The organism is Microbulbifer sp. HZ11 (genome assembly GCF_000708675.1).
In the GTDB taxonomy this organism is placed as follows: domain Bacteria; phylum Pseudomonadota; class Gammaproteobacteria; order Pseudomonadales; family Cellvibrionaceae; genus Microbulbifer.
On sequence record NZ_JELR01000001.1, the window covers coordinates 648,231 to 673,337 of the forward strand.

At 54.8% G+C, this 25,107-nt stretch carries 25 protein-coding genes; 14 read left to right on the top strand and 11 right to left on the bottom strand.

Going from position 1 to position 25,107, the window contains the following annotated elements:
* Positions 1-15: 15 nt before the first annotated feature.
* The 4 genes from AU11_RS02800 (at position 16) to AU11_RS02815 (ending at position 3,309) form a co-directional block, all read left to right on the top strand.
* Positions 16-963: a cobalamin-binding protein gene (locus tag AU11_RS02800; protein WP_081847892.1), complete on the top strand. Its 948-nt coding sequence runs from the start codon at positions 16-18 to the stop codon at positions 961-963.
* A 336-nt stretch (positions 964-1,299) separates the two neighbouring features.
* Positions 1,300-1,701 (top strand): thioredoxin family protein, encoded by a 402-nt coding sequence (locus AU11_RS02805; RefSeq protein ID WP_043316275.1) that lies wholly within the window; start codon positions 1,300-1,302, stop codon positions 1,699-1,701.
* Entirely contained in the window at positions 1,701-2,414 is a 714-nt protein-coding gene (locus AU11_RS02810) for a cytochrome c biogenesis CcdA family protein (protein WP_043316277.1), read from the top strand. Before AU11_RS02805 ends, AU11_RS02810 begins: the two co-directional genes overlap by 1 nt.
* 184 nt (positions 2,415-2,598) lie before the next feature.
* On the top strand, positions 2,599-3,309 hold the full coding sequence (locus tag AU11_RS02815) for a haloacid dehalogenase type II (RefSeq protein ID WP_043316279.1): 711 nt from the start codon (positions 2,599-2,601) through the stop codon (positions 3,307-3,309).
* A 100-nt stretch (positions 3,310-3,409) separates the two neighbouring features.
* On the opposite strand, the gene AU11_RS02820 is transcribed toward AU11_RS02815, so the two are convergent.
* On the bottom strand, positions 3,410-3,829 hold the full coding sequence (locus tag AU11_RS02820) for a TraR/DksA C4-type zinc finger protein (protein ID WP_231491483.1): 420 nt from the start codon (positions 3,827-3,829) through the stop codon (positions 3,410-3,412).
* 167 nt (positions 3,830-3,996) lie between these two features.
* Between AU11_RS02820 and AU11_RS02825 the strand changes: the two genes are divergently transcribed.
* The 6 genes from AU11_RS02825 to AU11_RS02850 all read left to right on the top strand — a co-directional run bounded on the left by AU11_RS02825 (position 3,997) and on the right by AU11_RS02850 (position 11,434).
* Complete coding sequence (locus tag AU11_RS02825; RefSeq protein ID WP_197023745.1) at positions 3,997-4,557, top strand: DUF2796 domain-containing protein; 561 nt, start codon at positions 3,997-3,999, stop codon at positions 4,555-4,557.
* Between the two features lie 3 nt (positions 4,558-4,560).
* Entirely contained in the window at positions 4,561-5,043 is a 483-nt protein-coding gene (locus tag AU11_RS02830) for a Fur family transcriptional regulator (RefSeq protein ID WP_043316282.1), read from the top strand.
* Entirely contained in the window at positions 5,030-6,049 is a 1,020-nt protein-coding gene (locus AU11_RS02835) for a GTP-binding protein (protein ID WP_043316284.1), read from the top strand. The genes AU11_RS02830 and AU11_RS02835 overlap by 14 nt, the downstream gene beginning before the upstream one ends.
* A 188-nt stretch (positions 6,050-6,237) precedes the next feature.
* Positions 6,238-8,670, top strand: a complete 2,433-nt coding sequence (locus AU11_RS02840; protein WP_043316286.1) for a M1 family metallopeptidase — start codon at positions 6,238-6,240, stop codon at positions 8,668-8,670.
* Positions 8,671-8,687: 17 nt separating this feature from the next.
* Positions 8,688-9,173, top strand: coding sequence for a DUF6702 family protein (locus AU11_RS02845; RefSeq protein ID WP_043316289.1), 486 nt, complete (start codon positions 8,688-8,690; stop codon positions 9,171-9,173).
* A gap of 77 nt (positions 9,174-9,250) precedes the next feature.
* Positions 9,251-11,434, top strand: coding sequence for a M3 family metallopeptidase (locus tag AU11_RS02850; RefSeq protein ID WP_043316291.1), 2,184 nt, complete (start codon positions 9,251-9,253; stop codon positions 11,432-11,434).
* A gap of 133 nt (positions 11,435-11,567) precedes the next feature.
* Here AU11_RS02850 and zigA read toward each other — a convergent pair whose 3' ends face one another.
* The 9 genes from zigA to AU11_RS02890 all read right to left on the bottom strand — a co-directional run bounded on the left by zigA (position 11,568) and on the right by AU11_RS02890 (position 19,907).
* Positions 11,568-12,761, bottom strand: coding sequence for a zinc metallochaperone GTPase ZigA (gene zigA, locus AU11_RS02855; protein WP_043316293.1), 1,194 nt, complete (start codon positions 12,759-12,761; stop codon positions 11,568-11,570).
* Positions 12,762-12,827: 66 nt separating this feature from the next.
* Entirely contained in the window at positions 12,828-13,058 is a 231-nt protein-coding gene (locus AU11_RS02860) for a hypothetical protein (RefSeq protein WP_043316295.1), read from the bottom strand.
* Between the two features lie 30 nt (positions 13,059-13,088).
* The gene (locus AU11_RS18655) at positions 13,089-13,241 is read right to left on the bottom strand and encodes an SEC-C metal-binding domain-containing protein (protein ID WP_081847895.1); all 153 of its coding nucleotides are present in this window, start codon (positions 13,239-13,241) and stop codon (positions 13,089-13,091) included.
* Positions 13,242-13,344: 103 nt separating this feature from the next.
* A complete protein-coding gene (gene folE2 / locus AU11_RS02865; protein WP_043316297.1) occupies positions 13,345-14,250 on the bottom strand; it encodes a GTP cyclohydrolase FolE2 in 906 nt (301 codons plus the stop codon).
* A 109-nt stretch (positions 14,251-14,359) separates the two neighbouring features.
* Entirely contained in the window at positions 14,360-15,694 is a 1,335-nt protein-coding gene (locus tag AU11_RS02870) for a dihydroorotase (protein WP_043316299.1), read from the bottom strand.
* Entirely contained in the window at positions 15,691-16,116 is a 426-nt protein-coding gene (gene hisI / locus AU11_RS02875) for a phosphoribosyl-AMP cyclohydrolase (protein WP_043316301.1), read from the bottom strand. Before hisI ends, AU11_RS02870 begins: the two co-directional genes overlap by 4 nt.
* A 12-nt stretch (positions 16,117-16,128) precedes the next feature.
* The gene (locus AU11_RS02880) at positions 16,129-16,539 is read right to left on the bottom strand and encodes a MerC domain-containing protein (protein WP_043316303.1); all 411 of its coding nucleotides are present in this window, start codon (positions 16,537-16,539) and stop codon (positions 16,129-16,131) included.
* A 60-nt stretch (positions 16,540-16,599) separates the two neighbouring features.
* Positions 16,600-19,101, bottom strand: coding sequence for a TonB-dependent receptor (locus AU11_RS02885; protein ID WP_043316305.1), 2,502 nt, complete (start codon positions 19,099-19,101; stop codon positions 16,600-16,602).
* 29 nt (positions 19,102-19,130) lie between these two features.
* Complete coding sequence (locus AU11_RS02890) at positions 19,131-19,907, bottom strand: DUF1826 domain-containing protein (protein WP_081847896.1); 777 nt, start codon at positions 19,905-19,907, stop codon at positions 19,131-19,133.
* A gap of 192 nt (positions 19,908-20,099) precedes the next feature.
* On the opposite strand from AU11_RS02890, the gene AU11_RS02895 reads away from it, so the two are divergent.
* Positions 20,100-20,489, top strand: a complete 390-nt coding sequence (locus tag AU11_RS02895; protein WP_043316307.1) for a nuclear transport factor 2 family protein — start codon at positions 20,100-20,102, stop codon at positions 20,487-20,489.
* A 4-nt stretch (positions 20,490-20,493) separates the two neighbouring features.
* Here AU11_RS02895 and AU11_RS02900 read toward each other — a convergent pair whose 3' ends face one another.
* The gene (locus AU11_RS02900) at positions 20,494-21,189 is read right to left on the bottom strand and encodes a DUF3299 domain-containing protein (RefSeq protein WP_081847897.1); all 696 of its coding nucleotides are present in this window, start codon (positions 21,187-21,189) and stop codon (positions 20,494-20,496) included.
* 287 nt (positions 21,190-21,476) lie between these two features.
* On the opposite strand from AU11_RS02900, the gene AU11_RS02905 reads away from it, so the two are divergent.
* From AU11_RS02905 to oppC, 3 genes are all read left to right on the top strand, one after another.
* Positions 21,477-23,153: an ABC transporter substrate-binding protein gene (locus tag AU11_RS02905; protein WP_231491493.1), complete on the top strand. Its 1,677-nt coding sequence runs from the start codon at positions 21,477-21,479 to the stop codon at positions 23,151-23,153.
* Positions 23,154-23,253: 100 nt separating this feature from the next.
* On the top strand, positions 23,254-24,177 hold the full coding sequence (gene oppB / locus AU11_RS02910) for an oligopeptide ABC transporter permease OppB (protein ID WP_043316309.1): 924 nt from the start codon (positions 23,254-23,256) through the stop codon (positions 24,175-24,177).
* Between the two features lie 15 nt (positions 24,178-24,192).
* Complete coding sequence (gene oppC / locus AU11_RS02915) at positions 24,193-25,101, top strand: oligopeptide ABC transporter permease OppC (RefSeq protein WP_043316311.1); 909 nt, start codon at positions 24,193-24,195, stop codon at positions 25,099-25,101.
* Positions 25,102-25,107: the final 6 nt, after the last annotated feature.

Consider the following 25,107-nt stretch of genomic DNA (forward strand, 5'->3'; position numbering starts at 1 on the left):
TTTCGGGTCGGTCTCATGTCCAATAAGCTAAACAAACCCACCAAGCGAAACAGATTTTCTCTCGCTTCAGGGCTGGTGCGTACCATCGGACTCCTATTGACCCTGTGTACCTCCAGCACGATCGCCGGGCAGCCAGTGCGAGTCCTGGATGCGCGCGGTCATTGGCTGGCGCTTCCCCAACCCGCGCAACGTATCGTGGCATTGGCACCGCACATCGTAGAAAACCTTTACAGCGCCGGGGCGGGCGACCGGCTGATCGGCGTGATAAGTCACAGCGATTTCCCCGCGGCGGCACGGCAGTTACCACAAGTCGGCAATTACAAATCCATCAACTATGAAAGGCTGCTGGCACTCAAGCCGGACCTCATTGTTGCCTGGGGCTCTGGAAACGGTGATGAAATGATTCAGAAGCTACGGGATCTTGGCTTCAATGTGTTCGTCACCGAATCCCGCACGCTGGAGGATATTCCGCACAACGTTCGCCTGTTTGGGAAATTGACAGGCACCGGAGAAATCGCGGATCGGGCAACGAAACAGTGGCTGGATCGCCTGCACGCTTTACGGCAGGCCCACGAAAGCCAGGCAAAGATCAGCGTGTTGTATCAGGTCTGGAACGATCCCCTGCAGACGCTGAATGGTGACCACCTGATCAGCGATGTGATCGAAGCCTGCGGCGGCCACAATGCCTTTGCCGATGCCGTCGTGCTGGCACCCAAAATCAGTATCGAATCGGTACTGAAACGGGATCCTGACGTAATTATCGCCAGCGGCATGGGCGATGCTCGCCCGGAGTGGCTGAATGACTGGAAAGCTTACCCGGGCTTGAGCGCGGTAAAAAATGGCAACCTTTACCACGTCCCGCCCGATATCATCCAGCGACATACCTTTCGTCTTCTGGATGGCATGGAAATGGTATGCCGCCATTTGGCATCAGCACGGGCCGGGCAAGCGTCCAGAAAATAAATGCCCGTTGCGTCGGCAGCTGATTTGGCTTGGAAACGAATTTTGCGCGCGGCGTCTACCGGGCCGGTGATAGAGAGTAATTTGTTCCGCAGTCAGTATTTCCAGCGCAACAACATCCGGTTTCCTGAACGGTGTGAACAGTATCTCTAGTGTCCGCGCAAGACACGCCCCCCTGTAAGTCTCCTTTCCCCCTCTGTGACAACGATCAACTGAGTGGATTTGTCGATAAAGCGTTCACATCCCTCGGAACTCAAACTTGAGCGGCCGCTCAAATAAAGCTACATTCAGCACTGTTTGTATCCGATCAATTTTCACCACGTTTAATAAGGACACCCAATGAAATCACTCATTTCTGGCCTCATATTATTTCTGGGCCTCACCGCAAGCGTATTCGCCCAGGAGAAAGAGCCGTTCTCCGAGCAACGATTTAACCAACTGAAGGCCGCCGGAGAGGTGGTCCTGGTGGATGTTTTTGCCGAATGGTGCCCAACCTGCGCGAAGCAGCAGGAAGTGCTGAAGCAATATCGTGCGCAGAATCCCGATAAGCAGTTTCATGTACTGGTGGTGGATTTCGACCAAGACAAGGAGTGGGTACGCCATTTTCGCGCACCGCGCCAGTCCACACTGGTTCTCTTTGCCGGCGAAGAGCAGACATGGTTCAGTGTGGCGGAGACCCGTCCTGAGGTCATTGCTCGAGAGCTGGATAAGGCGATTGCCGCTGCACAAGGCGACATGTGATGGGACTTGAGCTGGCCGCCATACCCTTGGCGTTGATCGCCGGCATTGTCGGCATTCTGTCCCCATGCGTGTGGCCACTGGTCCCGGTCGTCATGACCTCCGCAGCCAGTGGTGGCCGCACTGGCCCCATTTTTATGGCGCTCGGGCTCGCAACCGCCTTCGCCGTGGCCGGCACCGTGTTGACGCTCCTCCTCATTAATCTTGGCCTGGATCCTGTCGCCTACCGTAACTTTGCTGCGGTACTGCTGATCCTGGTGGCGCTGACCCTACTGTTTCCGCAATTGGGGAATTGGTTGAGCGGACAACTGTCCCGCTTGACCGGACGTTTCGGCAATAGTGGCGGTGGCGACCACACGAGTGCTGGGGGACAGTTTCTGGTGGGGGCGCTATTGGGCCTGGTATGGCTACCCTGCGTGGGGCCCACGCTAGGCGCGGCCATCGCCCTGGCATCGGTCGGTCAACAGATCCCCTTAGCGTTCGTGGTCATGTTCGCCTTTGGCATTGGCACGGCGGCCGCGCTACTGGCAGCCGCATACGTGTCAGGCAAGCTGTTGGACCGCTGGCGTGGGAACATCATGACCAATGCCGGCCGTGGCAAAAAGATACTGGGGGCACTGCTACTCGTTCTTGGACTAATGGTGCTGACGGGACTGGACAAAGTACTGGAGGCGTTTGCACTGGGTATTCTGCCCGATTGGGCGCTCTCTCTGTGATCAAGCTTAACCCTCGACACGGATTTAATTCGAAACGGCGCCGCAGGATTTCTCCAGCGTCGGCGTCAAACCAAATACAGCAAATAATGTAACCGTTATGAAAATTTATCGATTAATACAGAAGATTGCCATTGTAACGCTCGTGACTTTTTCAGCATCCGCTATCGCACAGGAGGTTTCAGGTATGGATAAACCATCCACTGCAGCGAAGAAGCTGCCGAAAGTCATCGTCTTTGATGTGAACGAGACACTACTGGACCTGGAGTCCATGCGCGCGTCGGTCGGTAAGGCACTGGAGAATCGAGCAGAGCTGCTGCCACTGTGGTTTTCCACCATGCTGCATAATTCGCTGGTTACCACAGTGACCGGTGATTATCACGACTTCGGTAAGATTGGGGTGGCCTCTCTGATGATGGTCGCCAAAAATAATGGCATCGAGCTCTCGGAAGGGGAGGCGAAGACCGCAATCGTCACACCGCTGCTCAGTCTGCCACCCCATCCGGATGTGGTCCCGGGGCTGAAGTCCTTGAATAAACAGGGGTTCAAACTCGTCAGCCTGACAAATTCTTCCAACAACGGCGTCAAGACCCAGTTTGAAAATGCCGGCTTGACGCATTTTTTCCAGGCACGTTACAGCATTGAAGATATCCAGATCTATAAGCCCGATTTACGAGCTTACCGCTGGGCATTGGCACAGCTGGGTGTACAGCCAGACGAAGCGCTGATGGTGGCTGCACACGGATGGGATGTGGCTGGCGCGAAGGCTGCGGGCATGCAGACCGCCTTTATCGCACGCCCTGGTAAGGCACTCTACCCACTGGCTGCGGCACCGGATTATGTGGTGGACAATGTCACAGAGCTGGCTGAGTTGCTCCAGCAGGCCAAGCGCCGCTGACGCGGCAGCCGGAACGATAGAAAGCGGTACCGACAGACGATACTGATGGGGGTAACGGCATTCCCACAGGGTCGCGGCTGTAATGAGCTGCGACCGCATTTTACCGCTGTTTGCGGAAATTGCGCTCCTGTTGTTCCTGGCGGGATTTCTCCTCAAAGGAGAGCTCGGCCGTGGGGCGCAGCAGTAGTCTTTTCAGCCCGATCGGGTCGCCGCTGACCTCACAATAGCCATAACTGCCGTCATCGATTTTATCCAGAGAGCGCTGAATCTTGCGCAGTAAAAGGTATTTTCGCTCCGTGAACCGCAGGCACTGACGGTTTTCCTCTTCCGCTACCGCGCGATCGAGCTCATCCGCTGCATGCAGATCTGCGGTAGCGATGGCCTCGCGGGCACTATCAATTTCAGCGCGGGTTTCCTCTTTAAGTAACTGCAATCGATGCCTGAAGAACGCCAGCTGCTGGTCATTCATGTACTCTTCCGCAGGCATTTTCAAAAGTTCGTCTTCGGAGATTTGTGGCATAGGGGTGAGCGTCACTGCTGTTGCTTATACTTGTCACCAGATGATATGGTGTAACATAAGCATGGCGCAAGTATTCTTAACTCAGTGTTCTTACCTATAGGTCTGTCTGTACTGCCCGGATACTTTCCGGGTCCACACAGGGCATTATCACCGTGAGGCTCTTTACCGTGACCAATCAACCAAAGTTGTTCCTTCTACCTCTTGCATTGGTGGCAATAGTGGCTAGTGCACAACAGGACGCCCATGTACATGGCGAAGCGCAACTCGCTATAGCTGTGAACGGTAACGAGCTTCATATTGAATTTGAATCTCCCGGCGCCAACCTGGTCGGGTTTGAGCATGTGCCGCAAAATCAGAAACAAGAGCAGGCGCTGGCAGTGGCTTCTGGAGAGCTTGCCGCACCAAACCAGCTATTGCAGTTCGAAGGCACTGAGTGCCAGTTGCAGAGTGCAGAAGTCAAGCCGCCACACACAGATGCAGGCCAACATCACGCCCACCATACCGGCCACACGGATCATTCCGATGCGCATGAAATTCACTCTACACATGCAAGCTTTCGCGCGGCTTACCATTATCGGTGCGATAATGTAGCCGCACTGGATACTATCAACGTTGTATTGTTTTCGCGTTTTCGTGAAATTCATACAATCAATGCGCAGTGGCTGACAGCCACCAAGCAGGGGGCAACCACTCTTACCGCAAAAAGCCCTAAGCTCCAAATGAAATAGCCGATGAACCCTACTCAGATCAACCGAACCTTGAGCGCTGCCGAAGCTGCTTGCCGGGCATCGGGGGCCCGCCTGACTGCAAAACGTAAAAATGTGCTCGCGGTACTGCTGCGATCACAAAAGCCTTTGTCGGCTTACGATATAGTGGATCAATACAGTCAGGATTACGGTGAACCCATACCCGCAATGTCGGTCTACCGCATGCTGGATTTCCTGGCGAACGAAAATCTCGCCCACAAGCTCAATTCCGAAAACAAATTTCTTGCCTGTGCCCATATCAACTGCAGTCACCATCACGGAACACCTCAATTTCTAATCTGTTGTAGCTGCAATAAAGTGAGTGAGATCGCCATCAAGTCCGACCTCATCACCGCCCTTCGCGATACGGTAAAAGAGGCCGGTTTCCAATTGCAGTCCTCTCAGTTAGAGCTTGACTGCCTTTGCGCCGATTGTGCCCAACGGAGCCCTACCTGTGCCGACACCTAAATTGATTCAAAAAGTCCCGACCAATGTAATTACCGGATTCCTTGGTGTGGGAAAAACTACGGCGATCCAACATTTGCTCGCAAACCGGCCAGAAAATGAACGCTGGGCGGTACTGGTCAACGAGTTTGGAGAAGTGGGTATAGACGGCGCACTGTTTGGCTCGGAACAAGAAGGTGAAATCTTTATCCGCGAAGTGCCCGGTGGCTGTATGTGTTGCGCTGCCGGGTTACCCATGCAGGTAGCGCTAAACCAGTTACTTACAAAGGCGCGGCCACACCGGTTATTGATCGAGCCCACCGGGCTAGGACACCCACGCGAAGTACTGGAATCCTTATCCAGTCTGGTTCGAAGCGACGTGTTGGACCTGCGCGCCACGATGACGCTGGTTGATGCACGCCACATCATGGATGAGCGTTATCTATGCAATGAGACTTTCCGCCAGCAGATTGAAGTGGCCGACCTGATAGTCGCCAACAAGTCCGATTTGTATGAAGCGGACGAGCTGGAGCACCTGCGGCGCTATCTCACGTTTCTTCCAGGGGATTCCGATAAGCCACTTCAGACCGTGGTACAGGGCAAAATAGAACCCGACTGGCTAGAGGCAGCGAGTACCTTCCAGCACCCAGACAAAGGTGAAAATCATCATCACTCTCCACCGCCAGAATTGGAGGACGAGCCGTTGCCCAAATGTGGGTACCGCAGGGCCGAAAACAGCGGCGAGGGTTATCACAGCTGTGGCTGGCGCTTTGACCCTGCGGTTGTGTTCGTATACGAAAAACTCTTCTCGCTGATCAGTGGTTCAATGAGTGAGCGCATCAAAGGGGTATTTATCACAGAGGAGGGCGTTTTTGGCTTTAACAAAGCGGACGATGTATTGAGCATTATGGAGCTGGATGACACTCTGGAAAGCCGTGTGGAGATGATCAACGCCGACCAGCTGGACTGGGATGCCATCGAGGCGGCCTTGCTCGAATCCAGAACAAACGTCTCCGATAGTGCCCGATAGAGTGGTGAAGGTTTCCAACAGTTTCTTATTTTGACCGGGCGGCCATATGCAAGATAAAGTAACGACCATTCCGACCCTGCCGGGGTGAAACGCTTTGATTCTGCGATAAAACAATATATTGCATGGTTGCCCTTCGGCGACACATCGATATGATGTAACATCGATGTGATATAGCCGGAAACCACCCAATGAGCCTCAAACTTGTCGCACGCCTTTCCGCGGCGCTCTTCACCCTCACCCCAGCAGCCTTGACGCAGGCCGCAGATCCTCTGAACGTGACCGGCGATAAGTTTCGTCAGCTCGACGAATTGCTCCCCACCGCGAACGTGTATCGTAATGCCGGCGGAGAACCGGGGCACGCCTATTGGCAGCAACAGGTAGATTACCGCATCGATGTGCGCCTGAATGAAGACAAGCGCGCCCTAAACGCCAGCCAGACCATCACCTATACCAACAACTCGCCCGATACGCTCAAGTTTCTGTGGTTCCAATTGGATCAGAACCGCTTCCGCCCGGACTCCATCGCCGAGACTACAGTCACATTCGGCAGCCCCGGCACCCGCGCCGAGTCCCCTGAGGCACCGGCGGGGATTACCTTTGGTGAGCTGCGCCGACAGCAATGGCTTGCCGATAATGAAGTGGGCTACACGATCAGCAATTTAAAGGATGCCAGTGGCACCGAGCTGCGCTCCACCATCGTCGGCACCAACATGCGTGTGGACCTGGCGCGACCACTGAAGCCAGGCGAACAAGTTACCTTCAGCATGGATTTTGCATTCAATATCCTGGAAGAAGATGCGGTTTCCGCACGTTCCGGGTATGAACACTTTCCCGATGATGCCCGAGACGGCGGCAACGATATCTTCCTGCTAGCGCAGTGGTTCCCGCGCCTGCATGCCTATACCGATTATGAAGCCTGGACAAACAAGGAATTCCTCGGCCGCGGTGAATTTACCCTTGAGTTCGGCGACTACGAAGTAAACCTGACCGTACCGGCCGATCATATCGTGTCTTCTACTGGCAGCCTGCAGAACCCCGAGGACGTGCTGACCGCAACCCAGCGCGATCGCCTGGAGAAAGCCCGCAAAGCCAAGCGTCCGGTGTTTATCGTCACCGAAGAGGAAGCGCTGGAAAACGAGAAAGCAGGTACGCGCAAAACCAAAACCTGGAAGTTTAAAGCCGACAACGTCCGTGATTTTGCCTGGGCCTCTTCGCGCAAATTCATGTGGGATGCCCGCGGCTACCAGCAAGGTGGAGACGTCATGCCAGAAGTAATGGCAATGTCTTTCTACCCGAAAGAGGGCGGTGAACTCTGGAAAAAGTACTCTACCGAGTCCGTGATCCACACCATGGAGGTCTACTCGCGCTTTTCGTTCGACTACCCGTATCCGGTTGCACAGAGCGTAAATGGCCCTGTGGGCGGCATGGAATACCCCATGATCACCTTTAACGGCCCGCGCACGACTTTGCATGAAGACGGCAGCCGCACCTGGACCCAGGCGGAAAAGCGCTTCCTGATCGGTGTAGTGATTCACGAGATCGGGCACATCTACTTCCCCATGATCGTCAACTCCGATGAGCGCCAGTGGACCTGGATGGATGAAGGCCTGAACAGCTTCCTCGACGGCGTCGCCGGTCGCGAGTGGGATCCGGAAATGCCGTGGGGGGTAGAGCCCCGGGATATCGTCGACTATATGAAGTCCGATATTCAGGTACCAATCATGACCCAGTCAGACTCTGTACTGCGCCTGGGACCGAATGCCTATACCAAGCCTGCAGCGGCCCTCAACATATTGCGTGAGGTCATCCTCGGCCGTGAACTGTTTGACTACGCGTTCAAGGAGTACTCCACCCGTTGGCAGTATAAACGCCCAACACCGGCTGACTTCTTCCGTACTATGGAAGAGGCCAGCGGTGTAGATCTGGACTGGTTCTGGCGCGGCTGGTTCTATACCACCGATCACGTAGATATCAGTATCGATAATGTGCGGCAACTGCGTCTCGACACCCTGAACCCGGATATCGACTTTGAGCGCCGCCGTCAGGAGGAGGCCGACAAACCGCAGCCACTGTTCGAAAAACGCGAGCGCGATGCCGGCAATAAAACCTGGCTGGAAAGAAACAAGGACATCCGCGACTTCTACGACGAAAATGACCGCTTCACCGTCACCAACAAAGAACGCAATGAATACGCGCAGATGCTGGCAGACCTGGAGCCCTGGGAGCGTGATGCACTGAAGCGCGCGTTGGACGAAGACAAAAATTATTACGTCATGGACTTCTCCAACCTTGGCGGTCTGGTGATGCCGATTCTACTGGAACTCACTTTTGAAGATGGCAGCGTGGAAGAGCGTTACATCCCTGCAGAGATCTGGCGTCGCTCGCCAGCTGCCGTATCCAAACTGGTGGTTACGGATAAAGCTCTGGCTCAGGTAGTGGTTGACCCACGTTGGGAAACTGCGGATGTCAATAATGACAACAACCACTTTCCGCGCCGCATCAACAAGTCACGCCTACAGATCTACAAGGAAGAGAAGCGCACCGACCCGGTCTATCGTGACATCATGCACGACTCCAAAACGAAAAAGGAAGAACCCAAGCCGGGTTTTCACCAGAAGTAATCAGGAAGTAGGGCGCCATGCGGATTCTGTTTGTTTTACTCGCTGTATGGATGGCCTGCAGTGTGCAGGCCCATCAAATGAAAACGGCAATCACCAGGGTTGTGTTTAACGAGCAGACCCAGAGTGTGGAAATCATGCACCGGTTTTATGTGCATGATGCTGAACACGCGTTAAGTGAATTACTGGGAAAACAGGTTTACCTTACCGAGAACAAGGATGCCCAGGAGCAGTTCGGACGCTATGTCACCGGACACTTCCGTATGGGCGTGACAGAAGGAGAACCGTTAACGCTCGATACAATCGGTCAGGAAGTTGACGGTAAATTTATCTGGGTATACCAGGAGTTACCACGTCCAGAGCACTTCTCGGCTCTTTGGTTCGCCTTTGATGCCCTGCAGGACTATTGGCCGGACCAGGTCAATCAGGTAAATGTCGAGGGGCTGGGCAAGGTGCGATCTCTGGTATTTGATCGCAACAGCAGCTGGCAATCCCTAGAGTACTGAACATACATCTCATTACCCGTTGAATTTCAGCTCAAGCTGGCTGGACTTCTACAACAACATCGAAACCGGAGAAACACATGCGTAAATCTCTGCTCGCGGTCGCAATCGTGGCAATCACGGCCTGTTCTGAGTCACCTGAGTCAGTTGCCAACAAAGATAAGCAAGTCACGGGTGCGGAAAACGCGCAGGTAGCGGGCGACGTCACCGCTGCCGCCGTCCAGAACAACCCGCTACTCAAGGCAAGTCCTCTGCAGTACCAGGCGCCAGACTTCAGCAAGATTAAAGATGAGCATTTCGAGCCAGCTTTTGAACAGGGAATGAGTGAGCATTTGCAGGAAATTGATGCAATTGCCAAGAATTCCGAGAAAGCGAGCTTTGCGAACACGATTGTCGCCATGGAGAAATCCGGTGCGCTACTGACCCGTGTTTCTCGAGTATTCTTTAACCTCTCCGGCACCGATAGCAATGAAGCCCGTCGCGCGCTGCAAAGCAAACTCGCTCCCAAGCTGGCCGCGCACTGGGATAGCATATACCTGAACGATGATCTGTTTGCGCGCGTTTCTGCCCTGTACGATCAGCGTGTCGCTCTGGAGATGGACCCCGAGTCCGATCGCCTGCTGGAAGTGTACTACGATAACTTCGTGAAAGCCGGTGCCAAGCTGTCTGCGGAGGAAAAAGCGAAACTTCGTGCGCTAAACGAAGAACATTCCACTCTTACTACCCAGTTCAGCCAGAACCTGCTTAAGATCACCAAGGAAATAGCGGTGGTCGTGGACGATAAGAGCGAACTGGACGGGCTTTCCGAAAGCGCCATTAAAGCGGCTGCGGAAGCAGCGAAAGACGCTGGCCACGACGGAAAATATCTGATCAGCATCACCAATACCACCCGCCAACCGGTGCTCGCCTCTCTGAACAACCGGGAGCTCCGCCAACGTATCTGGGAAGCGTCAGCAAACCGCGGTACCTCCGGTGAACTGGATAACCGCCCCATCGTTCAGCGCCTGGTTCAAATCCGCGCACAGAAAGCCGAGCTGCTCGGCTACGACAATTGGGCAGAATACCAGCTGACCAACACTATGGCGGAAAAGCCAGAAAGTGTGCTTAACATGCTCAACTCCATGGTTCCGGCAGTTGTCGCCAATACGAAAGCCGAACAGGCCGATATTCAGGCGATGATCGAGCGTGAAGGCGGCGACTTTGAGGCCCAGCCCTGGGATTGGGCTTACTACGCTGAAAAAGTCCGTCAGGATAAATACGACCTGAATGAACAGGAAGTACGTGAGTACTTTGAGTTCAATCGTGTACTGAACGACGGCCTGTTCTACACCATGAACCGTCTCTACGGTATCCGTTTCGAAGAGCGCCCGGATCTCCCGGTCTACCATCCCGATGTGAAGGCATACGAACTGTTTGATCACGACGGCAAAAGCCTGGCTATTTTCTATGCGGATTACTTTGCCCGTGATGGCAAACGTGGCGGCGCCTGGATGAGTTCTTTTGTTGGCCAGTCCGGACTGCTTGAGCAGAAGCCCGTGGTGGTGAATGTCATGAACATTCCAAAAGGCCCGGAGGGCGAGCCCACGCTGGTGAGCTATGACCACGTGACTACCATGTTCCACGAATTGGGTCATGGTCTCCACGGCATGTTCTCCAATGTCCGTTACCCCAGCCTGGCTGGCACCAGCGTATCCCGCGATTTCGTCGAGTTCCCGTCAACCTTTGAGGAGGACTGGGCCGGATTACCGGAAGTACTGGAGAATTACGCTTACCACTACAAAACCGGCAAACCTATTCCGGCAGAGCTACTGGAGAAGGTGCAGAAAGCCAAAAACTTCAATATGGGCTTCGACACTCTGGAGTATATGTCTGCAGCCTTGCTGGATATGGAGTGGCACGCACTACCAGCGGACGCGGAACTTCAAGACGTAGAAAAGTTTGAGGCAGCGGCACTGAAAAAGCATGGTGTTGACTTGGCCGCAGTACCGCCACGCTACAAGTCCACCTATTTCGCCCATTCTATCGGTGGTGGCTATTCTGCCGGCTATTACGCATACATGTGGAGTGAAATTCTGGCCGCCGATGCCTTCGCGTATATTAGAGAGCGCGGTGGTTTAACGCGTAAGAATGGAGACTGGTACCGCAAGAATATCCTTGAAACCGGAAACTCCCGTCCGCCGATGGAATCCTATGTCAAATTCCGCGGCCAGGAACCCACCACTGAAGCGCTGCTTGAGCGCCGTGGTCTCAATTCAGAAGGCTAACGTGTGCTGGAAGTGCATGTAAAAGCGACGTGAATTGAACGTAAAAAGCGGGCCCAATGGCCCGCTTTCTTGCTTTTACTTTCTACTAAAATGTCCGGTACCGTTTGATGCGAATCACCATAATAGTGATGCATTAATCCCATGCAGGAAACGGATCAGGCATGGTACGCCAGACTATTTCACCTGCGTCCATCTCATGGTCATTCAGCAGGCACTCATCCAGTCGCCCCCTTATCCATTCTTCAGGAAGGTTCTGACCAATAAACACCAGCTCCTGACGGCGATCGCCAAAGGGCTCTTCCCAATTCTCGAGAATATACTGTTGCTGTTCGGTATTTTCCGGCCATTCATTCCGTGGTACTGCCGCCCAGAAATAGCCGGCTGCACCGTGCTGGGCGATTCCGCCGGCCTGGCTCCAGGTGCCCGCATAGTGGGGGCGGCTGGCCAACCAGAAATAACCTTTTGAACGCAACAGGCGTCCGCTCAACTGGGGGTCATTAAAAAAGTCGAATAGTCGCTGCGGGTGGAAAGGGCGGCGCGCTCGGTAGGCAAAGCTACTGATACCGTATTCCTCGGTTTCAGGCGTATGCTCGCCACGCATTTCTTTAAGCCAGCCCGGTGCCTGTTGTGCCTGCTCGAAGTCAAACTTGCCGGTCATCAATACTTTTTCAATAGGCACATTGCCTTTTTGCATCGGCACAATTTCCGCGCGGGGGTTGAGGCTCCGGAGGACGGCCTTTAGTTCCTCGAGTTGATCGCTGCTTATGAGGTCGACCTTGCTGATCAACAGGATGTCACAGAACTCAATCTGATCCACCAGCAAATCCGCCACATTGCGCTCATCCTCGTCGCTGAGGTATTCACCGGCTTCTTTCAGGGGCTCCGCTGTGTGATAGTCCTTGAGGAAGTTTGCGCCGTCCACCACGGTGACCATGGTATCCAGGCGTGCAACTTCAGACAGGCTCTGTCCATCTTCATCAGCGAAGGTAAATGTCTCAGCCACCGGCAGGGGCTCAGAAATACCGGTGGACTCGATGACGAGGCAATCGAAACGGCCTTCTTTCGCCAGCTTGGTGACCTCGACCAGCAGATCTTCCCGTAGAGTGCAGCAAATACAACCGTTGCTCATCTCCACCAGTTTTTCTTCAGTGCGGTTTAACTGCACCTCATTGTTCACGAGCGCTGCGTCAATGTTGACTTCGCTCATGTCGTTCACGATAACCGCCACGCGCATATCCGCGCGGTTGTTGAGGATCTGATTGAGCAGCGTCGTTTTTCCGGCGCCGAGAAAACCGGATAATACCGTCACTGGTAATTGCGTAGTCATTGGAGTGACTCCAAATAAGATAGGGTAAAAAGCGCTAGGGTTTTGTTGCCCAGCAGCACTTTGGATTTACAGGCTGGGGTGCTTTATTTCTTCACTCGCGCGCACAAACCACTCGAGTGTGCGCTGTCGTCGCGCCTCACCATACAGCTCGACGAAGCGCTTGGTCATGTAATCCGACTCGTTCTTCAGTGACGTTATGCGGCTGTTTATAAAGGCTTCTGTCAGTTCCAGACCACAGGTGACCGTGATGCAATGCCGCCACTCTTGATAGTTCTGCGGAGTAAATATGGCTTCCAAAAATAATTCCTTCTTTTGTCAATGCTTGTTTCAACCCAAAATATTCTTTCCACAGCACTTCTTGAACTTCCGGCCGTTTCCACAAGGGCAGGGGTCATTGCGCCCAACCTTGGGTGTGGAACGTGTGACGGGTGCTTGCGGCGCGCAACACCTTTCATTGCTACAGCAACTCGCCGATTCCATGTCTTGCTCTCTAGTGGAATGGTCTTAATGCATCGAACATAGGTCTTTCACTTCTCGGTTGTTGACCCGCACTCGTGGCACAGTTCAAATAATTTAGAGGGGATTAATCGATACAAGCCTTTCGATCGATCACTACAGCGTTGTGCGCATGGAGGCTTTCCTGATGCTCAACCTTGAACCAGTAGTCTTTTACCCAGGTCGACTGCTCCAGTACCGCTTTGATTTTTCGAGCCGCATCTTCGCAAAACATCAGGTTATTCGCGTTCAGGCGCGCGAATTCCTGTTCATCGCTGCGCTTGACCATGGTCTGAACCGGCGTCCCGATCACTTCCTCGAAATTGAAAATGAGTGAAGACAGGGTTGGCCAGCCATTGTCGCCCAATGTCAGGTTCAAATAGGCGTAGGAACGCTGGCTATGGGGCGTGGCGACACTCGCGGCCTGTACACGTGTCAATAGCTCCTGCTTCTCTACCTGATCGCTCGTAAACGATTTGTCCAGCGCTTCAGCCAGCAGTTGTCGAGAAAGTGCCGCGGAACAGGGACAGGTACTGGAATAGGGGATAGTTACCTGCAACCCATAGTCATAGACACCATTGCAACATTGACCGCTGATCTCTACGCGATAGGTCTGGTAGCCGGTCTGATTACTTAACAGTGAAGCTTTGGGCAACAGCAGGTCGAAAGCCAGATCGACCTTTGCGCTCTGACTGATACCCGATTGAGAAGTGACCATTTTCGCCAGAAGTGTATCCAGGCCCTCTTTGTCACAATTGGTCGCGGCCAGCTCGTTGAGGATCGCATGTAGCCGCGACATATGAATGCCTTTCTCGGCGGCATCGTCGAGGCTGACATACACATTCGCTGTGGCGGCAACCACCTGCGCCTGGCCGCCAGCCAGAGAGAGAGTAAGGGGAACGGCGATACCTTCCATGCCAACCCACTGCAACGGGTAGGCTCCCGTTTCAATCTGGGTTTTGGCGATATCGGGGAGGGATCCGGTAAACTGCATGTAACTCTTGCCTAAATCTGAAGATTCAAAAGACTCTAAGCCCGTCAACGATGTGTTGAGGGGCCTTGGTGTGCCACCCTTGACCTATGGGTGTTTGAAGCACGGGTTCTCAGCGGTCAAAAGAAAGGGGCATCGCGGCTATTTCAGCTGCGGCAATACCATCCCTACTGTAGACCTGTCGGCCATTGACCCAGGTGCCAACAATTTGCGAAGAAAAATCGTGTCCCGCAAACGGTGACCAGCCGCAGTGATATAAGGTGTTCCCGTTGGATACCGAGGTAGCTGTGTCTGGATCGACCAGTACCAGGTCGGCAAAGTAGCCTTCGCGGAGGTAACCTCGGCCAATCACGCCATAGCGAATCGCCGGGTTGTGCGCCGTTTTTTCGACCACCTGCGCCAAACTCATACGTCCGTGTTTCACGTGGTCCATCAAGGTCAGCAGGGCATGTTGCACCAGGGGCAGTCCTGCGGGTGCCTGTTCGTAATCGACCTGCTTTTCCTCCCACGTATGGGGCGCATGGTCGGTAGCAATAATGTCGATCTGATTGCTATGTAGTGCCTGAATCAAAGCATCGCGATCGCGCTGGCTTTTGATGGACGGGTTACATTTGATCAGGTTGCCGAGACGCGGGTAATCCTCGTCGGAAAACCACAAGTGATGTACGCAGGCTTCTGCGGTGATTTGTTTGCCTTGAACCGGCCCGGGCTCAAAAAGAGCCAACTCCTTTTCCGTGGTGATATGCAATACATGTAATTGACTACCGTATCTCTTCGCCAGATCAACCGCGTAGGAAGATGACGCAAAACAAGCATCGGTATCACGTAGCGTTGGGTGATCTTCGATCGTCAGCACCGATTTAGAGCGTCGTAATGCCGCGTGGTTTTGACGAATGATCGGGCTGCTTTCACAGTGGGTAACGATCAGCGCTGGCGACTCACGGAAAATCATATCGAGCGCCTCCGGGTGTTCTACCAGAAGGTCGCCCGTAGAGGCACCCATAAAGACTTTTACACCACTGTGCCTGGCCGGATCGAGCCGCTTGATCTGTTCGAGATTGTCCTCTGTAGCGCCCAGGTAGAATGCGAAATTGGCGGCCGAACTCGTGGCAGCTATCGCGTACTTGTCTTCGAGAGCTTCAATGGTGGTGGTGGCGGGGTTTACATTTGGCATTTCCATATAGCTGGTAATGCCGCCGGCAACCGCTGCTCGGGATTCGCTGGCGATAGTGCCTTTGTGGGTAAGGCCGGGCTCCCGAAAGTGCACCTGGTCGTCGATCATGCCCGGCAGCAGATAGGCGCCGCCTGCGTCGATCACGCGATCACCGGGCGTTGCGGCGATTTCCGCGCAAATTTTTGCGATCCGTTCGCCGACAATACGAACATCCGCATCGATCACATCGCCTTCGTTGACCAATCGCGCATGCTTAATCAATGTCGAGGTCATACGGATACAGGATCTCCGGTTACCCAGATTTTTCGCTGCTCCGAATCGACCTGCAGGTAAAAACAAGACCGACGTCCAGTATGGCAGGCGGCGCCTTGCTGCTCTACCTGGCAGAGCACCACATCGCCATCACAATCGAAGGCCATGGAAACCAGGGATTGCACATGGCCGCTGGTCTCGCCCTTGACCCACAACTGCTCGCGACTCCGGGACCAGTAGGTAACGCGCTGGGTCTCTATGGTGGCAAGCAGGGACTCTTTGTTCATCCAGGCGAACATCAGAACCGTTTTGCTCTGCGCATCCTGAGTAATGACCGGGATCAATCCCTGCTCATTAAATGCCAACTGCTCGATCACATCGTGTAGCGCCAGAGGGGCATCCTTGGGGTGCGTTTCGAGCGCGATAAAATAATCCCGTAGCATCGCCTGTCTCGCTTAACCGTTACTGGAGGTGGGGCAGGCGCAGTCAGAGGGCTGCTGGCACAGGCGGTAATTCCACAGGTGTCCAAATGCTACCAGGCTGGCACCGGCAACCGTCAGCAGCTTCTCACCCAGTTCTCCGGCAGACTCACCCAGAAGAACCGCGGTGGCGAGTAATCCCAGGCCGGCTCCGCCCAGCACAACAACGCGGTAACGCTTGTGTTGCTTACACCCCATGGTCAGGGCGTACACACTGGTGGGTATAACTGCCAGCACCATCCACAGGTGGAAGGCCTCATTATCGAGGCCTAGCGCCGCCATGCTGGGCACCAGTGCCAGTACCAGCGGCAACGCCAGGCAGTGGATGGTACACATTGCAGATAGACCAATGGCGATCTTGTGTGTCGCTGCTGTTGTTGGTTTCATTACTACTTTTTCCTTTTCCCTGACCTTGGCTCAGGTCAAATTCGAGAAATATTTAATCGTTCAGAAAGTGCCGCGCATACCAAGGCTGAAACTACGGCCCGGAAGCGGGGCGCGGTCTTTCAGGAAGGAAGCGTGTACACGGGCTTCTTCGTCGGTGAGATTGTGACCTTTCAGGAATACGGTCATGTCACCGAAGTTGCTAGCGAAGGTATAGCCCAGCTCTGCGTCCACCAGGGTATAGCCATCGGTAGCCGTTTCCAGATCCGCCACTTTGTCCTGCTCAAAATAGTGGGAAGCACCGAAAGCGGCTTCCCAGCCATTGTGGGCGTAGGCCAGTTGTCCACCGAGACGTACTGGAGGAATCCGCGGGAGATTACCGCCATCCTTGAGTTTGCCGCGGATGCTGTCGCCCCACAGGGTCAGGGTAAAGGGCTCGGAGAACTGCCACGCCATTTGTGCTTCCATACCGTAGAGCACGCTGTCTGCCTGCTCGAAGACATACACGGGCAGGGCGCCGTGGTCGTGGGCATGTTCGTGCTCTTCACCTTCTTCATGCGCATGTTCATCATGGTCATGCTCTTCATGAGCGTGCGACTCGAAATCTTCGCTGGTGAAACCGGTGTCGCGCTCGTAGAAAAAGTTGCCCACCTGGTTATAGAACAGATTTACCACCCAGCCGATGTCGCCGGAGTGCTTCCGCAGGCTCAGATCGAGGTTGTTGGATACCTCTTCTTCAACAGCGTTGCCGTAATCGAAGAGGGGTTCGTCGGTAACGTGTAGGTCAAACAGTGCACCCACCTCAAAGCTACCGGTGCCGATATGTGGTCCGTAAGAGAAGAGCTCTGACGCGCTGGGTGCGCGTTGAGCGTGGGTCACAGATAAGCCGGCGTTGTAGTCTGCGGCAAAATCCCACACCACACCTGCGGACACGCTGTAAGGTGTGAAATCGAGCTCGTCGAATTCCAGCAGCGCACGCTCTTCGTGCTCGTGCTCGTGCTCTTCCCCTTCGTGTTCTTCATCGTGCTCATGCTCATGCTCATGCTCATGAGACTCCCAGGCAATGGGATCGGCCTCGATGGTGACCTTTTCGACACGGGCGCCGAGCTGCCACAGGAAATCTCCCATGTGCTTTTCCTGCATCAGAGCAATCGCGAGTGTGTCAGTACGACTGGGCGAGGTGAAAGCCTCTTCGCCAACTGCGGCAAAGTCGCTCGACTTACCTTCAATAGAGACGGCACCGCGCCAGCCGGACATTTCCTGCAGCAACAGATCCACACGGGCCTGCACCGTCTCGTTCTGGAACAAGGTGCCAGTGGTGTTGTTCTCAATTTCAACATGTTCGTAATCGGTGTAGCCGATGCGCGTGTTCACGCCGCTCAACAGGTTGTTATCCAGGCTCAGTTCGCTGATCAGCTGCCAGCGGTCCTGCTTCAGATCGGAGAGCACTTCCGCTTCTTCCTCATGGGCGTGCATCTCGGATTCTACGTATTCTTCCTCGTGCAGCTCTTCGCCGTGCTCGTCGTCCCCATGGGCATGGCTGTGACCAGGAATACCATTTACACGCTCCAGACGGCCATACGCCAAACCAATAAAACCGTTGTCCAGCAACCAACTACCGCCGAGGTTGAAGCCTTTGCTGTCCGAGGCACTGTTTTCCAGAATGCCAACACTGTGCTCTTCGTGTTCTCCATGCGCCTCTTCTTCATGGTCATGGTCGGACTCAAGTTCAGCAGCGCCAGGAATTTCGTAGTTATCTCCCTTGCGCGTAAAACCGTCCACATGAAACGCAAACTGCTCGCCGCCCCCGGTATACGCAAAGGAAGCGTCTTCCTCGCTGTTTACGGTACTGTGCCCAAACTGAAAGGCGCCCTTGGACTCACTGGAAGCGGGTACGCGGTCATCAACCACGTTGACCACACCGCCAATGGCACCGGAGCCATAGAAGAGCGTGGCGGGCCCGCGCAGAATTTCGATTTGCTCTGCGGTGAGCGCCTCTGTGGCCACCACGTGGTCCGGACCGACGCGGGACGCATCACTCACATCCAGGCTGTTCTGGGTGATCAGCACGCGGGGGCCGCTCAGTCCGCGAATAACCGGGCTGCTGGCCACAGGCCCGAAATAAGTCGAATGCACGCCGACTTCGTTCTTGAGGGTTTCCCCCAGCGTTGCCGCCTGCTTGCGGCGCAGACTGTCACCGGCAAGTACGGTTACCGGCTGCGCAGATTCCATGGTGGAGGTGTGCAACGGCGTTGCGGTCACATCAATCTGCTCGATTGCTGAGCGACGCAGCGTGATAACCAATGGCGCCGCATCGCTATTCTCGAGACGCAGGGTCTGGTGACTGTAACCGGGTGCGTTAATATGCAGTTCGTTCGCTGCTCCGCTCGCCGTGTCGATCGAAAAACGGCCCTGTTCGTCGGTGCGGGTTTGCAACAGAGTACCCGTCACCTCTACCGCCGCACCGCTAATGGGGTTGCCGGCGGCATCGGTCACCTGGCCGGATAGGGCATTGGCCAGCCCGGAAATGGTCATCAGTGCGAGCGAGATCGCGGTTTTTTTCATTATCAGTCCTTGAAACAAATCGTTCAGAATCAGTCGTCAGAAGACGCAATGTCAAAGGTAAGAATCAGGCGCTGGCTGCCAGGCTCGACGGCTGGGGATCGGTGCACGAGACCCGCACCTTCATTGCCCGCCCACAGCTCGCCTTTCAGTAGTGCTACCTCGCCAGCAGCCAGTGACTGAATGGATTGAGTAAAGGGATAGAGGCCACTTTCCGCATCGCTGAGCCCACCGCTGCCGGCACCCAGCTTGGTGCGATCCAGCTGATCGTGGGGCAACCATTCAGTCGCCACACCGGAATATGTTGTGATCAGGCGGCAGGGCACCCGATCCACATGAAAGCGCGGGCACATGGTGTCGCTCAGCACACTCAGACGGATGCCAATGGCGCTCAGATCAAACAGGCAAGTGAACATATCGGCCAGCAGCTCGATATCCGCGCATAAATTCGGGAACGCATCGAGACCCGGTATCACGTCGCCCAGGTTTTGGATTTTTACCTTTGGCACCACCAGGCGATGACTGTTGAAGCCTTTCTGATCCAGAAAGGCTTCACACTCTGCAGTCAGTGCCGGGCTGAGCTGGCGCTGCCAGACCGACAGGTGCACGTCGTCCTCGTAGATATCCCCAAATGCATCTGGCGTGGGTGTAAATACCGCGCGGCGAGAGACCGACTGGACTGACTGGCCCTTATCATTGTGTGGTGCTACGGCAGGGGAAACCCCGGCCCCGACTGGTGTAACCCGTGGCAAGAGACAAGAGGCGGCCGCCGCACCAGCGACGTTTTCGGCAATATCGAGAGAGCGCATTCCATCCTCATCCGGCTCACAATCCGCCAGGCTTTTACGTTAACGATATAACGTATCATAATGCCCGTAGAATCCGGAAACAACCGAAACTTCTCGCGATAAGCCCGCCCTCAGGGGCGAGTCAGCAAGTCAGGCACAGGCCGAAAGCCAAGGGATAGCGAACAGCAGACAATGATTTTTAAGGAAGCTTAAATGAAGAAACACAGCCCCAAGGATATTCTTGATCAGTGGATGCAGGCCGTTAATGGCGCAGACGTAGAGAGCCTGCTAAACCTGTATGACCCGCACGCCGTGCTGATCCCAACGTTTTCAAACCGCATACTAAATACGCCGGAAAAACTGCGGGATTACTTTGAAAAGTTGGGTAGTCGCCCTGAACTAAGCATTGCGCTCCACGAAAAGACCCTGACCGTTCAGGAAATGAAAAGTGACCAGTACACCCTGGGGGGCATCTACAACTGGCGCTTCGCCGTTGACGGTGAACTGCTTAATTTCGAGGCACGATTCAGCTACGTGATCGACCTCGCCAACCCCAATCCGATCCTGCACCACCACTCTTCGCAGATCCCACGGACACTGTAAACCATTACTCTTCGTAGGCAGACACCCGTGCCACATTTATCGTGTACGCCGCGTTGCCACGCTCGGTATCTTCCGGAAGCGTGCGCAACTCGCCCTCGATATACACCGGGTCGTAGAGAAACTCCACCTGGAACCCTTCGGGGAACTTTGCATAAATCACCTGGTTCGGCGGTGGCGGAGGCAGGTGCATACAGGCGCCGAAGTAGGGCACGAGCAGGAAACTGGTAATGGTCTGGTCGTCATCAAACTCCAGGGGGACCACAAAGCCAGGAATGCGTACCTGCTGTTGATCGAACTCTGGCTTGATCTTGGCGGACTGGAGCGCCTGCTGGTAGCGCGCCATCTCGGCACTGGCAGGACCGTCGATGGTGAGAGGCTCTTCGGTGGGGAATACATCCTCATCGGAGCCCTCGGGAATCATTGCGTAGTATTCTGGCGGATTCAGTAGGGCATCCAGATCCTCCTGGGGGATCAGTTCCTCCCATTTGATCTCCCGGTAGTCCACAGTGCTCTCATCAGCCGGTGACGCCAGTTTGGCAGCGGTTTCGGCCTTATCAGGCGCGCTTTCGGTAGACGTCGGCTGACTGTCGCTCCCAGCCTCCGCCTCGTTGTTTTCATCACTACAACCAACACCCAGGGCGCCTGCTAGTATGAGGGTGAGCGAAAGTGAACGGCCGGTTCTGTTATTTCTAATGAGCATGGCGTGTAAATGTCTGGTGTTTTGCGATATGTTGCATCGTACATTCTCGCGCTGGTTAAGGAAACGGTAGCCGCAGGCCGCGGGTAGAAACATACGCTCCTTCTATTTTACCGGTGCGAGTTGGCAGCATTTTTGCACCTCCGGCGTGTTTGGGCGCCTGGATCACAATTGAGCGCCCGAGCAGAACTTTTCGCGACAAATGCGGTATAAACTCTAATCGGCGGGCCGATCGCCCGCAGAGCCAAGCACACAATAATCCAAGTTCCAAAAGAACGAATGAGTAATAAATGATGCGACGCAACCAATCTTCCAATCATCGCCGTACCTGGTATCTGGGGTCTGCACTGGCAGCCCTGTTCACCCTTGCCGGCTGTGGTGGTCCTTCTGACTCCAGCACTGGATCCAGTACTCCCGCCGTAGCACTCGACCCCACCAAGCTGGCCGCAGATCAGACCCTGGTACGCGGTGGTGGCTCGGAGCCCGAATCCCTGGATCCACACAAGATTTCCGGTACCGTTGAATCCGCACTCGTGCGCGACCTTCTGGAGACACTGGTGATCGCCGCACCCGACGGCGGTGTCCGCCCGGCGGTCGCGGAGAGCTGGGACACCACCGACAACCAGACCTACATCTTCAAACTGCGCGAAAACGCCAAATGGAGTAACGGTGACCCGGTCACCGCCAATGATTTCGTCTACTCCTGGCGCCGCCTCGTCGATCCGGCTACTGCATCGAAGTATGCCTGGTATCTCGCCGCCGCCAAGGTCCAGAACGCCCAGGCCATCAGTGAAGGCAAGCAGCCACCTGAGGACCTCGGTGTAGAAGCGCTGGATCCAAAGACTCTCAAGGTCGTCCTGGAAGCCCCGGTACCATATTTCGTCGCCATGCTCGTACACGCTTCTACCTCACCGGTGCACAAAGACACCGTGGAGAAACACGGGGATCAATGGACCCGGGTAGGGAATTACGTGGGCAACGGTGCTTTTAAGCTCACCGAGTGGGTGGTAAATGAACGTATCGAGTACGTAAAAAATGATCTCTACTGGGATGCGGCGAATGTAAAACTGGACAAGGTGCGCAACCTCCCGATTGCTTCGCCCAATGCGGAGCTAAAGCGCTATGAAGCCGGTGAGATTGATTTCGCGTACTCCATTCCCATAGAGCATATCCACCGCCTGAAAAAAGAGCGGGGTAATGAAGTGAAAACCACCCCCTATATCGGCACCTACTACTACGAGTTCAATAACACACGGCCACCGTTCGACGATGCTCGCGTGCGCAAGGCACTGGCCTACGCCATCGACCGCGACATCATGGCTCACAAGGTTATGGGCCGTGGCGAAGAACCTTCATTTCACCTGACCCCCGGCGTGGTCAAAGGGTTTGATGCACCACCGACGCCCTGGAGCCAGCTTGCTCAAGCCGATCGTATCGCCAAGGCCAAGGCGTTGCTGGCCGAAGCTGGCTACAACGCGGAGAACCCGCTCAAATTCAGCGTGCTTTACAACACCAATGACAACCACAAAAAAGTGGCCGTCGCCATCAGTGCCATGTGGAAGCAGAACCTGGAACACGTGGACGTCACCCTGGAAAACCAGGAGTGGAAGACCTATCTCTCCACCCGCGCCAATACCGACTTCGATATCGCCCGCGCCGGCTGGATCGGCGATTACAATGAGCCCTCCACCATGCTTAAGCTGTTACTGACCGACGGCGGCAGTAACTACGCCAAGTACAGTAACCCCAGCTACGACGCACTTCTGGCGGAAAGCTCGAAAGAAATGGACATGGCTAAACGCGCGGAGTACTACGCGAAGGCGGAAGAAATTCTCGCTGAAGATATGCCCATCGCACCGATTTACCAGTATGTAATCCAGCATATGGTCAAGCCCCACGTGGGTGGCTATGCCGCAGACCCGCTGGATAATTACTATTCAAAAGATATGTGGATCATCGAACACTAACCGAATACCCGGAGCTTCATTGGAAGTTCCGGGTATTTTTAAGTAAGGAAGCATTTCACAACAAGTAAGTTGCCAACAAAAACGATAAAAGAAATCACATATGTTGAGATTTATCGCCAAACGTGTGTTGGAAGCGATTCCCACACTGTTTATTCTGATTACGGTCTCCTTCTTCCTGATGCGCTTTGCGCCCGGCAATCCTTTCTCCGCTGAAATCACCATGACCCCAGAGGTGATGGCGAATATCGAGGCAAAATACGGCTTCGACAAGCCCGTCTACCAGCAATATTTCAGCTATCTCGGTGGTCTGCTGCAGGGTGATCTCGGTCCATCCTTCAAATACAAAGACTTCAGTGTGAACGAGCTGGTGGCCCAGGCCTTGCCGGTCTCGGTCAAGATTGGCCTGTTTGCGTTTATTGTCGCGGTCACCTGCGGGGTGTGCTTCGGCACCATCGCCGCGCTGCGTCAGAACACCTGGCTCGACTACACCATCATGACCAGCGCCATGGCCGGAGTGGTGATACCCAGTTTTGTACTCGCTCCGTTACTGGTATTGATCTTCGCTATCTGGCTCGACTGGTTGCCCGCGGGTGGCTGGCACAATGGAGCGGCCCAGTATGTGGTGCTGCCGGTGCTGGGGATGTCCCTGTACTACATCGCTTCCATCTCGCGCATTATGCGCGGCAGTATGATTGAGGTCCTGAACTCCAATTTTATCCGTACCGCCAAAGCCAAGGGCCTGTCCGTGCCCTATATCATCGTGCGCCACGCACTGCGGCCGGCCATTTTGCCGGTGCTGTCCTATCTGGGGCCTGCGCTAGTGGGCATTATCACCGGCTCGGTGGTGATCGAGACCATTTTTGGTTTACCCGGAATCGGCCAGTTATTTGTCAATGGCGCCCTCAACCGCGACTACTCCATGGTATTGGGCCTGACCATTCTGGTCGGCGCGCTCACCATCACTTTCAATGCGATTGTCGACATTCTGTACGCAGTGGTCGACCCCAAAATCCGCTACGCGTAAGCTGAGGTCACTCTGATGTTATCGACTACTGCCAATAGAGAAGCGGTTGAAAACCTTTCTACACAGCTGGAAGTCAAAGGCCGCAGCTTGTGGGACGACGCGCGCCGCCGCTTTTTCAATAACCGCGCCGCCCTGACCAGCCTGATCATTCTTGCACTGGTCACGCTGTTTGTTTTTATCGGTCCGGCTTTGAGCCAGTTTGCGTTTGATGAAGTAGACTGGGGCGCAATGCACGCCGCACCTTCACTGGCCTCCGGCCACTACTTCGGCACCGACTCACTCGGCCGCGACCTGTTTGTACGTACCGCCATGGGCGGACGCATCTCGCTGATGGTGGGTGTGATGGGGGCACTGGTGGCGGTCCTGATTGGCACCCTCTACGGCGCCACCGCAGGCTTTGTCGGCGGTCGCACCGACCGTGTCATGATGCGTACGCTGGAAATTCTTTACTCTTTCCCGTTTATGTTCTTCGTCATCCTACTGGTGACGTTCTTCGGTCGCAATATCCTGCTGATCTTTATCGCCATTGGCGCAGTCAGCTGGCTGGATATGGCGCGGATCGTGCGCGGTCAGACCCTGAGCATTAAAAGCAAGGAGTTCGTCGAGGCGGCCACCGTTTACGGGGTATCCAAGTGGGCCATGATTACCCGGCATATTGTTCCCAACGTACTAGGCATCGTCGCGGTCTATGCCACGCTGCTGGTGCCGCAGATGATCCTGTTCGAGTCCTTCCTCAGTTTCCTGGGACTGGGTGTTCAGGAACCCATGACCTCCTGGGGCTCACTGATGAACGAGGGCGCCCAGACCATGGAGATCGCCCTCTGGCAGTTGATTGTGCCCGCGCTCTTTATGGTGACGACCCTGTTCTGTTTCAATTTTATCGGTGACGGCCTGCGCGATGCGCTGGACCCGAAAGATCGCTAGAGAGGT